At 75.5% G+C, this 11,960-nt stretch carries 10 protein-coding genes; 3 read left to right on the top strand and 7 right to left on the bottom strand.

The window, feature by feature from the left end; all coding sequences use genetic code 11:
- Positions 1-98 precede the first annotated feature (98 nt).
- Complete coding sequence (locus tag LPC08_RS14210; protein WP_230448900.1) at positions 99-467, bottom strand: hypothetical protein; 369 nt, start codon at positions 465-467, stop codon at positions 99-101.
- 513 nt (positions 468-980) lie between these two features.
- Between LPC08_RS14210 and LPC08_RS14205 the strand changes: the two genes are divergently transcribed.
- The gene (locus LPC08_RS14205) at positions 981-2,168 is read left to right on the top strand and encodes a helix-turn-helix transcriptional regulator (protein WP_230448899.1); all 1,188 of its coding nucleotides are present in this window, start codon (positions 981-983) and stop codon (positions 2,166-2,168) included.
- 45 nt (positions 2,169-2,213) lie between these two features.
- Here the strand turns inward: LPC08_RS14205 and LPC08_RS14200 are convergent, their stop codons facing one another.
- Positions 2,214-3,479 carry an MFS transporter gene (locus tag LPC08_RS14200; protein ID WP_230448898.1) on the bottom strand — a complete coding sequence of 422 codons (1,266 nt, stop codon included), beginning with the start codon at positions 3,477-3,479 and terminating at the stop codon, positions 2,214-2,216.
- A 248-nt stretch (positions 3,480-3,727) separates the two neighbouring features.
- Between LPC08_RS14200 and LPC08_RS14195 the strand changes: the two genes are divergently transcribed.
- Positions 3,728-4,306, top strand: a complete 579-nt coding sequence (locus LPC08_RS14195; RefSeq protein WP_230448897.1) for a YqaA family protein — start codon at positions 3,728-3,730, stop codon at positions 4,304-4,306.
- Between the two features lie 95 nt (positions 4,307-4,401).
- Here the strand turns inward: LPC08_RS14195 and hpf are convergent, their stop codons facing one another.
- Together hpf and LPC08_RS14185 are read right to left on the bottom strand one after the other, a co-directional pair.
- Positions 4,402-4,773 (bottom strand): ribosome hibernation-promoting factor, HPF/YfiA family, encoded by a 372-nt coding sequence (gene hpf, locus LPC08_RS14190; RefSeq protein ID WP_230448896.1) that lies wholly within the window; start codon positions 4,771-4,773, stop codon positions 4,402-4,404.
- A 92-nt stretch (positions 4,774-4,865) separates the two neighbouring features.
- Entirely contained in the window at positions 4,866-5,294 is a 429-nt protein-coding gene (locus tag LPC08_RS14185; protein WP_230448895.1) for a rhodanese-like domain-containing protein, read from the bottom strand.
- A 93-nt stretch (positions 5,295-5,387) separates the two neighbouring features.
- Between LPC08_RS14185 and ftrA the strand changes: the two genes are divergently transcribed.
- Positions 5,388-6,419 carry a transcriptional regulator FtrA gene (ftrA, locus tag LPC08_RS14180; protein ID WP_230448894.1) on the top strand — a complete coding sequence of 344 codons (1,032 nt, stop codon included), beginning with the start codon at positions 5,388-5,390 and terminating at the stop codon, positions 6,417-6,419.
- Here the strand turns inward: ftrA and LPC08_RS14175 are convergent.
- From LPC08_RS14175 to LPC08_RS14165, 3 genes are all read right to left on the bottom strand, one after another.
- Complete coding sequence (locus tag LPC08_RS14175) at positions 6,385-8,325, bottom strand: LCCL domain-containing protein (RefSeq protein ID WP_230448893.1); 1,941 nt, start codon at positions 8,323-8,325, stop codon at positions 6,385-6,387. The two genes, ftrA and LPC08_RS14175, sit on opposite strands and share 35 nt — an antisense overlap.
- 168 nt (positions 8,326-8,493) lie before the next feature.
- Entirely contained in the window at positions 8,494-8,940 is a 447-nt protein-coding gene (gene bcp, locus LPC08_RS14170) for a thioredoxin-dependent thiol peroxidase (protein WP_230453080.1), read from the bottom strand.
- A gap of 35 nt (positions 8,941-8,975) precedes the next feature.
- Positions 8,976-11,948, bottom strand: coding sequence for a bifunctional [glutamine synthetase] adenylyltransferase/[glutamine synthetase]-adenylyl-L-tyrosine phosphorylase (locus tag LPC08_RS14165; protein WP_230448892.1), 2,973 nt, complete (start codon positions 11,946-11,948; stop codon positions 8,976-8,978).
- Between the last annotated feature and the right edge of the window lie 12 nt (positions 11,949-11,960).

Below are 11,960 nucleotides of genomic sequence, written 5' to 3'. Positions count from 1 at the left end.
GGCCTGCCTCGACCCGGCGCCGGCTAGCCGCACCCTCCGCCGCCCGGTCACCGGGGGCGAGCCTCTCGGGACGTTCCCGGGCGCCCGGCGCCACCATGTCAGCGGGCGCCGCCACCGCGCGCCGCCGTCCCGTTGCCCGGCCGGGCCAGGCCGCAGGCGACCAGCATCTCCTGCTCCAGGCGGCGCGCCTCCGGCCCGGTCATCATCCCGGCGGCCTGCCAGTTGGCCAGGGCCCGCCGATAGTCCTCGGCGGCCTCCGGCGCCTCCACCGGGCCGGACGAGCAGAGGCAGGCGGACTGGTCCGACAGGCCGCGCCGGGGCAGGCAGAAGGCGATCGGCAGCTCCTCCTCCTCGCTGGCCGGTTGCAGCGGCAGGGCGATGGCGGCGATCCAGGTCACGAGGGCGGCGGTGACGGCCGCCAGCAACAGGCCGAGGGCGATGGGCGGCTGCGTCGCGAATCGGGTCATGCGCCGCTCGACCAGTCCTGGCCGGTGCGCGAGAGCCTCGGAGCGGTCCGGATGGGCGGTGCACATGGGCTGTCCTGCGGAATCCTGGTCCGGAAGGTGGTCGCAACGGCGGCGCATTCCGCCCCGGGTCCGGGGCCCGCGCCTCGTCCGTTCGGACGACGGATGCGGGTCGCGCGGCTGGGCATGGCCTTGCGTCCTTCCGCGGGCGGTTTGACCTGGACAGGATATTCCCGAATATTCTTGAGTTGGAACGTTGCGGCTGTAAGCATGTCGCCGGTCCGGTGCCCCGGTCGCTGAGATGTGCCCGGGATACCGGGATACGGCGTCTTCGGCAGGCCAGCCGTTCCGGAGCCCGCGGGCCAGCCTGCGGACCTCGGGACGGGCGCGTTGGAACGCCTCCGGCGCGCGCCGTCGCCGCGGATGCTCCAGCAGTTGTTCGACGGGGCGGGGCCACGCAGGCGGACGGTGCCGTCCTGCGGCGGCCCGCCCCAGGCGCGGACGGAAGGGAACGGCATGTCCCAGGCACGGGTGCTCGCCCTGACCGAGCAGATCTACGACGCCGCCGCCGGCGGGACCGCCTGGTCCACGGTGGGCGACGGGCTCAAGGCGCTGGTCGGGGCGAACAGCGCGGCGCTGATCGCGGGCGACGTGCTGCGGGGCCAGGCGGAGGTCATCTGCCACCAGGAGATCCCGGACGACGCCGCGGCCGCCTATCGCGAGCACTACCGCTACGTCGACCTGTGGATGACGCGCGCCGCCCGCATGATCGCCACCGGCGGGCTGGACCGGCCGCGCGTGCTGGTCAGCGGCGAGATGCTGGTGCCCGACAGCGAGTTCCTGCGCTCCGAGTTCTACTGCGACTTCGGGCGCAGGCTCGGGCTGCGCTACATCGTCGGCACGGTGGTGCCGCTGGGCGAGGCGGGGATGATGCCGATCGGCCTGCACCGGCCGGACGGCAAGGCCCCCTTCGGCGCGGCGGAGCGCCGGCTGCTGGAAGCGGTTCTGCCGCATCTGCGCCGTGGCATGCAGCTGCGCCACCGCCTCAAGGCCGCCGCCCCGGAGGCCGCGGCCTCGCCCGGGGCTGCCGCGCTCGACGCGCTCGCCGTCGGCGTGCTGGTGGTGGATGCGGAGATGCGGCTCTGGCTGGCCAACGCCGCGGCGGAGGCCATGGCGACCGGCCCCGCACCCGCGCTGCGCCTGCGCCGGCTCGCGGGCATCATGCCCGGCGCGGCGCCCTGCACCATCGTCGCGCCGATCCATCGCGGCGATGCCGAGGCGCTGACCGCGCTGGTGCAGGGAACCGCCCTGGGCGGCCGCTCCGGCGGCGCCCTCCGCCTGCGCAACACCGAGGGGGAGGGGGCGCTGGCCGTGCTGGCCATGCCGCTGCCGCGCCGCCTCGCCGAGGACGCGGCGAGCGGCTTCGGCCGGGTGCAGGGCCGCGCCATGCTCCTGCTGCGCCCTGTCGCCGCCCCCTCCACCGCGCCGCGGGCCGAACTGCTGCACGACCTGTTCGGCCTCACCCGGGCGGAGGCGGAGGTCGCCGGCGCCCTGCTCGGCGGCCGGACCAAGCGCAGCGTCGCCGCGGCGCGCGGCGTCGGCGAGACGACGATCCGTGCCCAGGTCCGCGCGGTGCTGGAGAAGACCGGCGCCACCAACCTGCGCGACCTGGAACGGCTCCTGGCCGGGCTGCAGGGTCAGTAACGCGGGCCCCCCCGCGAGGGGAGGCCCGGCGCGGCGGCGAGCCGGTCAGGCCCGGGCGGGGGCGAGCGCCGGGGGCTCGGGCGCCTCGCGCCGCACCGGGGAACCGGGCGGGCCGGGGTCGCGGACGAAGGCGGAGACGGCGGCGCCGAAGAAGGCGAAGCCGATCGAGACCCACCACATCCCGTCGTAGGAGCCGGTGCGGTCGTAGATCAGCCCGCCCAGGAAGGCGCCGCTGAAGCCGCCGATCTGGTGGCCCAGGAAGACCAGGCCGAAGATCGTCGCCAGCCAGCGGGTGCCGAAGTTGCGCGCCACCAGCGCCACGGTGGGCGGCACGGTGGACAGCCACAGCACCCCCATGATGGCCGAGAAGGCCAGCACCGTGCCCGTGGTCTTGGGCAGCATCAGGAAGACCAGCATCAGCACGCCGCGCAGGCCGTAGATCGCCACCAGCAGCTCCCGCCGCCGCCAGCGCTGCGCCAGCTCGCCCGCGCCGAGGGAGCCCGCCACGTTGAACAGCCCGATCAGCGAGATCGCGCCCGCCCCGACATAGGCGGGCAGCATGCAGCTGGCGACGAAGCCCGGCATGTGCACGGTGAGGAAGGAGACGTGGACGCCGCAGACGAAGAAGCCCGCGAAGAGACACCAGAAGCTGGGTTCCCCCAGGGCCCGCTTCAGCGCGGCGGAGGCGGCTTCCTCGGTCGCGGCGCCGGAGCGGGGCGGCGGCCGGTCGTTCAGCGGCAGGGCGAGCGGCACGATGGCCAGCGACGCCATCGCCATCGCCAGCAGCGCCCATTGCCAGCCCAGCAGCCCGATCGCCGCGCCGACCAGCGGCACCACCAGGAACTGCCCGAAGGAGGAGCCGGCGGTGCCGAGCCCCACGGCGCGCCCGCGCTGCGTCTCGGGCAGCAGCCGGGTGAGGGAGGCGATGATCACGGGCATGCCGGAGGCGGAGACGGCCGCCCCCATCACCAGCCCGGCGAAGAAGGTGAACAGCGCCAGGCTCCCGGCCAGGGCCATGCCGACCAGACCCACCGCGTAGAGCAGTGCGCCGCCGATCACCACGATCCGCCCGCCGAGCCGGTCGGCGACCTGGCCGCAGATCGGCTGGGTGAAGCCGTTCAGCAGCACCTGCAGGGCGATGGCCAGGGCGAAGCCGGAGGCGGACCAGCCGCGGTCGGCGGTCATCGGGGCGAGAAAGAGGCCGAAGGACTGGCGCAACCCCATGGAGAGCGCGGCGGCGATCACCGCGCAGACGATCAGCGGTCCGTAGGAGTCGGCGCGGGCAGCGGCCGGCCGGGCAGAGGCGGACATGGTTGTCAGGACTCCAAGGGCCCGTCCGCCCCGGCCCGGAACTGTCCGGCCCCGTGCGGAGGAGCCCCATCTTGCAGGAAACGAGGCATCGCGGGGCGGCACCGGCCCATCCGGGCGGCAGCAGACGCCCGGTTCCGCCGGATGTCCAGCGCCGCGGCGACGGGCGGCCCGGACCCCGCCATGCACGGATCACGGGGCTGCGCGAAACTTCTTGTGCGGCGCAGCAGGGCGTGGGATGGCGGCGCCCCATGCTGCGCGCCCTGTACGACCGGACCCTGGCCCTTTCCGCCCACCCCCGTGCCGGGGCCGCCCTCGCCGGGGTGTCCTTCGCGGAGAGCAGCTTCTTCCCGATCCCGCCCGACGCCCTGCTGATCCCGATGTGCCTGGCGCGGCCGGAGCGGGCCTATGCCTATGCGCTGTGGTGCACCGTGGCCTCGGTGCTCGGCGGGCTGCTGGGCTATGCGATCGGCGCCTTCCTGTTCGAGGCCCTGGCCCAGCCGGTGCTGGCCGCCTACGGCCATGCCGACGCGCTGTTCCGCTTCCAGGGCTGGTTCGAGCGCTGGGGCGCGGCGGTGATCCTGATCAAGGGCCTGACGCCGATCCCCTACAAGATCGTGACCATCGCCTCCGGCGCGGCCCACTTCTCCCTGCCGGTGTTCTTCGTGTGCAGCGTGATCACCCGCGGCGCGCGGTTCTTCCTGCTGGCCTGGCTGCTGCGCCGCTTCGGCCCCCCCGCGCGCGCCTTCATCGAGAAGCGGCTGAACCTGGTTGCCGGCCTCGCCGCGCTGGGCATCGTGGCCGGCTTCCTGGTGCTGAAGGTCATCTGACCGGCGCGGGCGGGGCGCTGGCCCCGCTCCGGCCGGGGCGGCCCGCCGCCGGACGGCTCCGCCCGCCGGCCCGGGGCGGTCCCGCAGGCCCTGCCCTAGAGCAGCGCCTCCTTCATGGCGTTCACCGGCTTGTCCTCGCGCAGGGCGCGCTTCTGCCGGCGCATCTGCTTGTCCACCCGCTCCAGCGCCTGGGCGAAGGCGGCATAGGCATTGGCCGGATCGTCGCCCTGGCCGTCGAACAACAGCCCGCGCCCGGCATGCACCCGGATGTTGCAGGCGAAGCCGTGCTTCTTCTCGCTGCGGGAGAAGATCGCCGTCGCATCGTCCGCCTTGCCGAAGTACTTCGCCGTCAGCCGCCGAAGCTGTTCCGTGGCATGGCTGCGCAACGCCTCGCCGATCTCCGTCTGATGGCCGGAGACGGTGATGGTGCCGTCCTCCAGGGCGGGGGTGGTGTCGTTCTCTGCCATGGCCTCTCCCTTCGCCGGACCGTCCGGCTCCGGGAGACCAACGCGCCACGCCGGCGACCGTTGGCCCAGGGGCGACCCCGGGCCGGCCGCGGTCAGCGGGCGGCGACGGCATCCGCCCCCTCCCTGCCCATGGCGACGGGGAAGCCCTCATCCGCCCAGCCGGTCATGCCGCCCGGCATGGTCTTCACCGGCCGCCCCAGCTCCGCCAGGCGGAGCGCGGCCCGGTCGGCGCCGTTGCAGTGCGGGCCGGCGCAGTAGGTGACGAAGAGCGTGCCCATCGGCCAGGCGGCCAGCCGGCGGGCCGTGATGTCGGCATGCGGCAGGCTGAGCGCCCCCGGCACGTGGCCGGCCGCGTAGGCCGCGCGCCCGCGCACGTCGAGCAGCACGAAATCCGCGACCCCCGGGGCGGCCAGCGCCGCCTGGACGTCGGCGCAATCCGTCTCGAAGGCGAAGCGTCGCATCAGGTGGGCCCGCATCTCCGCTGGCGCGGCGGCGGGCGAGGCGGTGACGGCGCTGGGCATCGGGGCTCCTCCGGCAAGGAATGTCGGGGTCGGAGCATGGCGCGCCCGACCCCTGGATGATGAGCGCGGCCGCTGCCAGATTGCATCGAGATCATGCCACACCCCACCCGCCCGCCGGAGCAGGTCGTCGTCCTGGCCTATGACCGGCTCTGCACCTTCGAGTTCGGCTGCGCCGTGGAGGTCTTCGGCCTGCCACGGCCGGAGATGGGGCCAGGCTGGTACCGCTTCGCCGTGGCGGCGCTCGACCCCGGTCCGCTGCGCGCGGCGGGCGGGATCCGCGTGCTGGCCGATGGCGGGATGGAGCTGCTGGAGACGGCGGGCACCATCGTCATCCCCGGCTGGCGCGGCATCGACGAGCCGGTGCCGGAGGCCCTATTGGACGCGCTGCGCCGCGCTCATTCGGAGGGCGCGCGCCTCCTCTCCCTCTGCTCCGGCGCCGTGGTGCTGGCGGAGGCGGGGCTGCTGCAGGGGCGGCGCGCCACCACCCACTGGCGCTTCGCCGAGGCGCTGCAGGCCCGCTGCCCGCGACTGCGCTTCGTGCCGGACGTGCTCTACGTGGATGAGGGCTCGATCCTGACCGCGGCGGGCAGCGCGGCGGGACTGGATCTGTGCCTGCACCTCGTGCGCCGCGACCATGGACCGGCGGCCGCGAACGCCATCGCCCGGCGCCTGGTGATCCCGGCGCAGCGGGAGGGGGAGCAGCGGCAGTCGCTGGAGCGGCCGGTGCCACGTCGGGCCGGTGCCCGGCTGGCGCCGCTGCTCGACCGGGTGCGGACCAGCCTGGACGAAGCCTGGCCGGTGGCGCGACTCGCGGCCGAGGCGGCGGTCAGTCCGCGCGGGCTGGACCGGCGCTTCCGCGAGGCCACCGGCCTGTCGCCCGGCGCCTGGCTGCTGGGCGAGCGCCTCGCCTATGCGCGCGACCTGCTCGAGGGCGGCGAGGCAGGGGTGGAGGCGATCGCCGCCGCCTGCGGCTTCGGCAGCGCGGCCGCGCTGCGCCACCACTTCCGGCAGCGCCATGGCTGCTCGCCGACGCAATGGCGCGAGAGGCGGCACCGTGGTCCGGCACCGCTTCCCCCGCCCGCGGGGACCGCTACGGCCGCCGCTCCGCCTGCACCCGGCGGTTGAGGGCGCGTCCGGACTCGGAGGTATTCTCCGCCACCGGCTCGGCCTGGCCGCGCCCCTGGGCGGCGAGGCGGTCGGCCGCGATGCCCTGGGAGACCAGCCAGGCCCGCACCGCTTCCGCCCGGCGCTGCGACAGCCCGACATTGCCCTGCGGCGTGCCGGTGTTGTCGGTGTGCCCGATCAGCACCAGCCGCAGCGACGGATCGCCCTGCAGCGCATCGCGCAACTCGCCCAGCGTCGTGGCGGCGGAGATGTCCAGGTCGGCCGAGCCGGTGCGGAAGGTGACGTAGAGGGCGACCTTGCCCGTCGCGCGCAGGCTCTCCGCCACCGGCGCCTGGACCGGGGCGCCCATGGCCACGCGCTGCACCGGCGCGTCGAAGCGGTAGCTGGACCGGTAGGCGCCGTAGTTCGAGGAGGTGATGCCGTTGCGGGTGGTGCCGGGATAGGCGTTGCGCCCCGGCTGCGGCACCACCGTGACCGGCCCGCCGGTGCGCGGGATCACCCCCGCATGCACGGCGGCGCGGCAGATGCCGGAGTCGGTGGTGTAGGTGTCGGTGCCCCAGAGCGCGCCGCGGCTCGTCGCCTCGGCCGGGCAGAGGCAGGCCAGCGTCTCGTCCGTGTCGCGGAAGGCGTCGAAGTTGTCGGGGCAGAGGCTGGGCCCCGCCGCCGCGGCAGCCGGGCGCGCCGCGCCGCCGGGGCCCGCGGCCTGGATGCGGTAGCTGTGGTCGTAGGGCCCGTAGTTCATCGAGGCGAAGCCGTTGCGGGTGGTGCCGGGATAGGCGCTGCGCCCCGGCGCCGGCGTCACCACCACCAGCCCGCCGGAGGCGCGGATCGCCCCGGCATGGACGGCGGCGCGGCACAGCGCGGAATCGGCCGTGTAGATGTCCGTGCCCCAGACGGCGCCGCGGCTGGTCGCCTCGGCCGGGCAGGCGCAGGTCAGCGGCTCGTCCGTGTCCTGGTAGGCGACGAAGTCATCGGGGCACTGCGCGGGCGGGGCCGGCGTCGTCGGGGCCGCCGCCTGCTGGCCGGTCGCCGCCCCGGCGGGCTGGAAGCGGTAGCTGTGGTCGTAGCGGCCGTAGTTCATCGAGGCGAAGCCGTTGCGCGTGGTACCGGGATAGGCGTTGCGCCCCGCCTCCGGGATGGCGGTGACCTGGCCGCCGCGGCGGGGGATGACGCCGGCATGCACGGCGGCGCGGCAGAGGGCGGAGTCGCCCGTGTAGACGTCCGTGCCCCAGACGGCGCCGCGGCCCGTCGCCTCGGCGGGGCAGAGGCAGGTCAGCGGCTCGTCCGTGTCCTTGTAGGCGGTGAAGTCGTCGGGGCATTGCGTCGGCGCGGCCGGCGCCCCGGGGGCCGCGGCCTGCTGGCCCGGGGTGGCGGGGGCCGCGCCGTCGGCCGGCTGGAAGCGGTAGCTGTGTGCGTAGCGGCCGTAGTTCATCGAGGCGAAGCCGTTGCGCGTGGTGCCGGGATAGGCGGTGCGCCCGGCCTCGGGGATCACCGTCACCACGCCGCCGCGGCGGGGGATGATGCCGGCGTGCACGGCGGCGCGGCAGACGGCGGAGTCGCCCGTGTAGACGTCCGTGCCCCAGACGGCGCCGCGCCCGGTGGAATCGGCGGGGCAGGCGCAGGTCAGCGGTTCGGTGCTGCCCTGATAGGCCTCGAAATCATCCGGGCACTGGCTCGGCGGCTGCGCGCTGGCCTGGGGCGCCGGGGCTGCCGGGACGGGCGCTGCCGGCACGGGGGCCGTGGCCCCGGCGGGCGGCAGGGGGGCCGGCTTGGCCAGCACGGGCGGGGCCGCCGCCCCCGCGGCGGAGGGCTTGGCGGACTGGCCCAGCGCCGGGCCAGCGGAGGCGGCGACGGCGAGAACGGCGGCCAGGAGCCACCCGGTGCCGGGGCCTGTGATGGAGCGCATGGGCCTTCCTCCTCGCCCCGCGGACGGGGAACCGCGGGATCGTAACGCTCGCGGCTCCGGGGCGGGAGGCCCCCGCCGACGGCAGCGCCCCGCACCGGGGCCACGGCGTCCTGGCCGGCGAGCTTGGCGGCCCGGAGTCGCGGCCTCGCCCTTCGTTTGGAGGGACGGCTACAATGCCTTCACGGCCTCCGAGACCTCGGCCGCATGGGTGGCGGGCTTCACCCGGCGCCAGACCTGCCTCACCACCCCGTCGGGTCCGACCAGGAAGGTTGTGCGCTCCATGCCCATGTACGTCCGCCCGTACATGGACTTCTCGACCCAGACGCCATAGGCCTCGGCGACGCTGTGATCCGCGTCGGACGCGAGCGGGAAGGTGAGGTTGAACTTCTGGGCGAACTTCTCGATGCGCTTCACCGGGTCCGGCGAGACGCCGATCACCTCCACCCCGAGCCTGCCCAATGCCGGGAGCGCCTCCTGCACGCCACAGGCCTGGACGGTGCAGCCGGGCGTATCCGCCTTGGGGTAGAAATACAGGATGTAGGGCGTTCCGCGCAGGGCCTCGCTCGACACCTCGCGCCCGCCGCTGGCGGGCATGGCGAAGCCGGGGGCGGGCATGCCCGGCACGATGCGGGGGGCGGCGGTGGCTTCGCTCAAGCGGCGGTTCCTTCTGATGGAGCTGTCGCCGGGGAGGGGCCGGCCGGCGATGCGCCCGCCGGTGACAGGGGGCCGAGGTGGCGCTCGAAGGCGGCACGGACCTCCATGGCGGTGCGGCGCATGGTTCCACGCAGCGCGGCGAGGTCAACCGCCTCGCCCTCCGCCAGCAGCGGGGCGCAGGCGCGCAGCAGCATCGCCTCGGCGCTGCCCGGCAACGCCTCCGCCTTCCAGCGCCCCACCGTCAGCCGCAGCACGGACTGGATGGTGCGCCACAGCCGCTCGGCCCGGATCAGCGCCGCCGCCTCCTCCTTCGGCAGCAGCCGGTCCCGCGCCAGCCGGGACAGCGCATCGCGGGTGGTGGGGGCGATGATGCGGGGGTGCTTCCCGGCGAAGGCGCATTGCAGCGCCTGGGCCACGAACTCCACCTCCACCAGCCCGCCGGGCATGGCCTTCACGTCCCAGGCGCCGTCGGGCGGCAGGTCGCGCAGCATCCGGGCGCGCATGGCCACCGCGTCGGCCAGCACGGCGGGCCCCGCCCGGCCAGCGATGCCCGCCTGCGCGGCGGCGGCGATCCGCCGGCGCAGCGCGGCGGGGCCGGCCACGGGGCGGGCGCGGGTCAGGGCCATGCGCTCCCAGGTCCAGGATTCCGTGGCGTGGTAGCGCTCGAAGGAGGCGAGGCTGGTCGCGACCGGTCCCTTGTTGCCCGAGGGGCGGAGCCGCATGTCCACCTCGTAGAGCCGCCCGTCCGCCCCCGGCGAGGTCAGGGCGGAGACGAACTGCGCCGCCAGCCGCGCGAAGTAGGTCGGCGCCGGCAGGGACCGGCCGCCGCCCACGCTCTCCGGCGCGTCGGGCGCATGGTCGTAGATCAGCACGAGGTCGAGGTCCGAGGCCGGCTGCATCTCCCGCCCGCCCAGCTTGCCCATGGCCACCACGGCCATCGCCCCGCCCGGGACCTTGCCGTGCCGCGCGGCGAAGTCGCGGGTGACCACGGGCAGCAGGGCGGTGATGGCGGCATCGGCCAGGGCGCTGCGCGCCTGCCCCGCCGCATCCACGTCCAGCAGCCCCTCCAGCGCCGCGGCGTCGATCTCGAAGCGCCCCTCGGCGACCAGCCGGCGGGCGCCGTCCAGCGCCTCCTCGTAGTGCCGGGCGGCCCCGACCAGGTCGGGCAGGGCGGCGGCGGCCGAGCCGGTGCCGCCCGCCAGCAGCCCCTCCAGCGCCGAGGGGACCCGCGCCAGGTGGTCGGCCAGGGCCGGGGCGGCGCCCAGGATGCCGGCGACGCGGTCCAGCAGATGCGGGTTGCGCTGGAACAGGCTGAGCAACTGCACGCCCGTCGGTTGCTTCTCCAGCAGCGTGTCGAAGCGGGCCAGGGTGGCATCGGGCTCCCGCTGCTTGGCGAAGGCGGCCAGGAGGGCCGGCATGAGCAGGGTCAGCAGCTCGCGTGCCCGCTCGCTGCGCGTGGCGCGGCGGTGGCCGTGATGCCAGCCGCGCACCGCCGCGGAGACGCCGGAGGGGTTGGTGAAGCCCATGCCCTTCAGTGTCTCCAGCGTGGCCGGGTCGTCCTCCGTGCCGGTGAAGACCAGGTTGCCGCCGGCCTCGCCCGACAGGTCCGGCGCGCTCTCGAACAGCTTGCCGTAGTGGCGCGCCACCCGCTGGAAGTGGCCCATCAGCACGGCACCGAACGACTCCACCCCGTCGAAGCCGCAGAAGGAGGCGATCCGGGCCAGCCCGTCCGGGTCCTCGGGCAGCCTGTGCGTCTGCCGGTCGGCCACCATCTGCAGCCGGTGCTCGACGGTGCGGAGGAAGGCATAGGCATCCGCCAGATCCGCCGCCGCCCGCCGGTCGAGCCGGCCCGCCCCCGCCAGCGCCGCCAGCGCGCCCAGCGTGGTGGGGTCGCGCAGCTTGGGGTCGCGCCCGCCCCAGATCAGCTCCAGCACCTGCACGGTGAACTCGATCTCGCGGATGCCGCCGCGGCCGAGCTTCACGTCGTGCCCGGCCACGGCCAGCTCCTCGCCGGCGCCGCGGTTGCCGTGCACGGCGTGGATCTGGCGCTTGATCGAATGGATGTCCGCGATCATCGCGAAGTCGAGGTGGCGGCGCCAGACGAAGGGGCGGATCTCGTCCAGGAAGGCCTGGCCCAGCGCCTTGTCGCCGGCCACGGGGCGCGCCTTGACCATCGCCGCGCGCTCCCAGTTCTGCCCCATGCTGCCGTAGTAGGCGACCGAGGCGGGGATGCTGACGGCGAGCGGCGTCGCGGCGCCGTCGGGGCGCAGCCGCAGGTCGGTGCGGAAGACGTAGCCCTCCTCCGTCCGCTCCTCCAGCAGCTTCACCAGCTCCCGCGCCAGCCGCACGCTGGCCGACTGGGCGCGGTCCGGGTCCGGGGCGGCCTCCGGGTCGAACAGCACCATCAGGTCGACGTCGGAGGAGTAGTTCAGCTCGCGCGCCCCCAGCTTGCCCATGCCGAGGATGGTGACGCCGCAGCCGCGCCCGTTGGCCCGCGCCGGGGCCAGCTCGCCCCGCGCCGCCGCCTCGCGCAGCAGCAGGCCGGCCGCCGCCTTGATCGCCGTGTCCGCCAGGGTGGAGAGCGCCCCGGTCACCTTGCCCAGGTCCCACAGCCCGGCGATGTCGGCGGCCGCGATCACCAGCGCGCCCTGGCGCTTGGCCCGGCGCAGCACGGCGCCCAGCGGCCCGCGCCCGGCATCCGCGGCGACGCGGCCGATCGGGTCCAGCACGGTGGCGAAGGTCGCGTCCGGCCCGCGCTCGGCCATGCGCAGCAGCACCTCCGCCTCGCGCAGCGCCAGGTCGGCGAGGTAGGGGCTGTGCCCGCCGAGCGCGGCGAGCAGGGCGCGGCCGGCCTCCGTCCCCGCATAGGCCCGGGCCGCGGTGCCGCGTTCCGCGAAGCCTGCGACCAGACGTTCCGCCGCCGCCGGGTCGAAGGGGGCCGGGGGGCGGGTGGGCAGCTCGGGCATCATGGGACAGTGGTC

The organism is Roseomonas sp. OT10, assembly GCF_020991085.1.
GTDB lineage: Bacteria > Pseudomonadota > Alphaproteobacteria > Acetobacterales > Acetobacteraceae > Roseomonas > Roseomonas cutis.
This window is presented reverse-complemented; position numbering and strand designations above follow the sequence as displayed.

What these genes read in the sequence shown, in the direction of transcription:
- LPC08_RS14200 (WP_230448898.1), bottom strand. Translation starts at nt 3,479, where the DNA reads ATGTCCGCCTCTGCCCGGCCGGCCGCTGCCCGCGCCGACTCCTACGGA.
- LPC08_RS14195 (WP_230448897.1), top strand. Translation starts at nt 3,728, where the DNA reads ATGCTGCGCGCCCTGTACGACCGGACCCTGGCCCTTTCCGCCCACCCC.
- LPC08_RS14175 (WP_230448893.1), bottom strand. Translation starts at nt 8,325, where the DNA reads ATGCGCTCCATCACAGGCCCCGGCACCGGGTGGCTCCTGGCCGCCGTT.
- hpf (WP_230448896.1), bottom strand. Translation starts at nt 4,773, where the DNA reads ATGGCAGAGAACGACACCACCCCCGCCCTGGAGGACGGCACCATCACC.
- ftrA (WP_230448894.1), top strand. Translation starts at nt 5,388, where the DNA reads ATGCCACACCCCACCCGCCCGCCGGAGCAGGTCGTCGTCCTGGCCTAT.
- LPC08_RS14205 (WP_230448899.1), top strand. Translation starts at nt 981, where the DNA reads ATGTCCCAGGCACGGGTGCTCGCCCTGACCGAGCAGATCTACGACGCC.
- LPC08_RS14210 (WP_230448900.1), bottom strand. Translation starts at nt 467, where the DNA reads ATGACCCGATTCGCGACGCAGCCGCCCATCGCCCTCGGCCTGTTGCTG.
- LPC08_RS14165 (WP_230448892.1), bottom strand. Translation starts at nt 11,948, where the DNA reads ATGATGCCCGAGCTGCCCACCCGCCCCCCGGCCCCCTTCGACCCGGCG.
- bcp (WP_230453080.1), bottom strand. Translation starts at nt 8,940, where the DNA reads ATGCCCGCCCCCGGCTTCGCCATGCCCGCCAGCGGCGGGCGCGAGGTG.
- LPC08_RS14185 (WP_230448895.1), bottom strand. Translation starts at nt 5,294, where the DNA reads ATGCCCAGCGCCGTCACCGCCTCGCCCGCCGCCGCGCCAGCGGAGATG.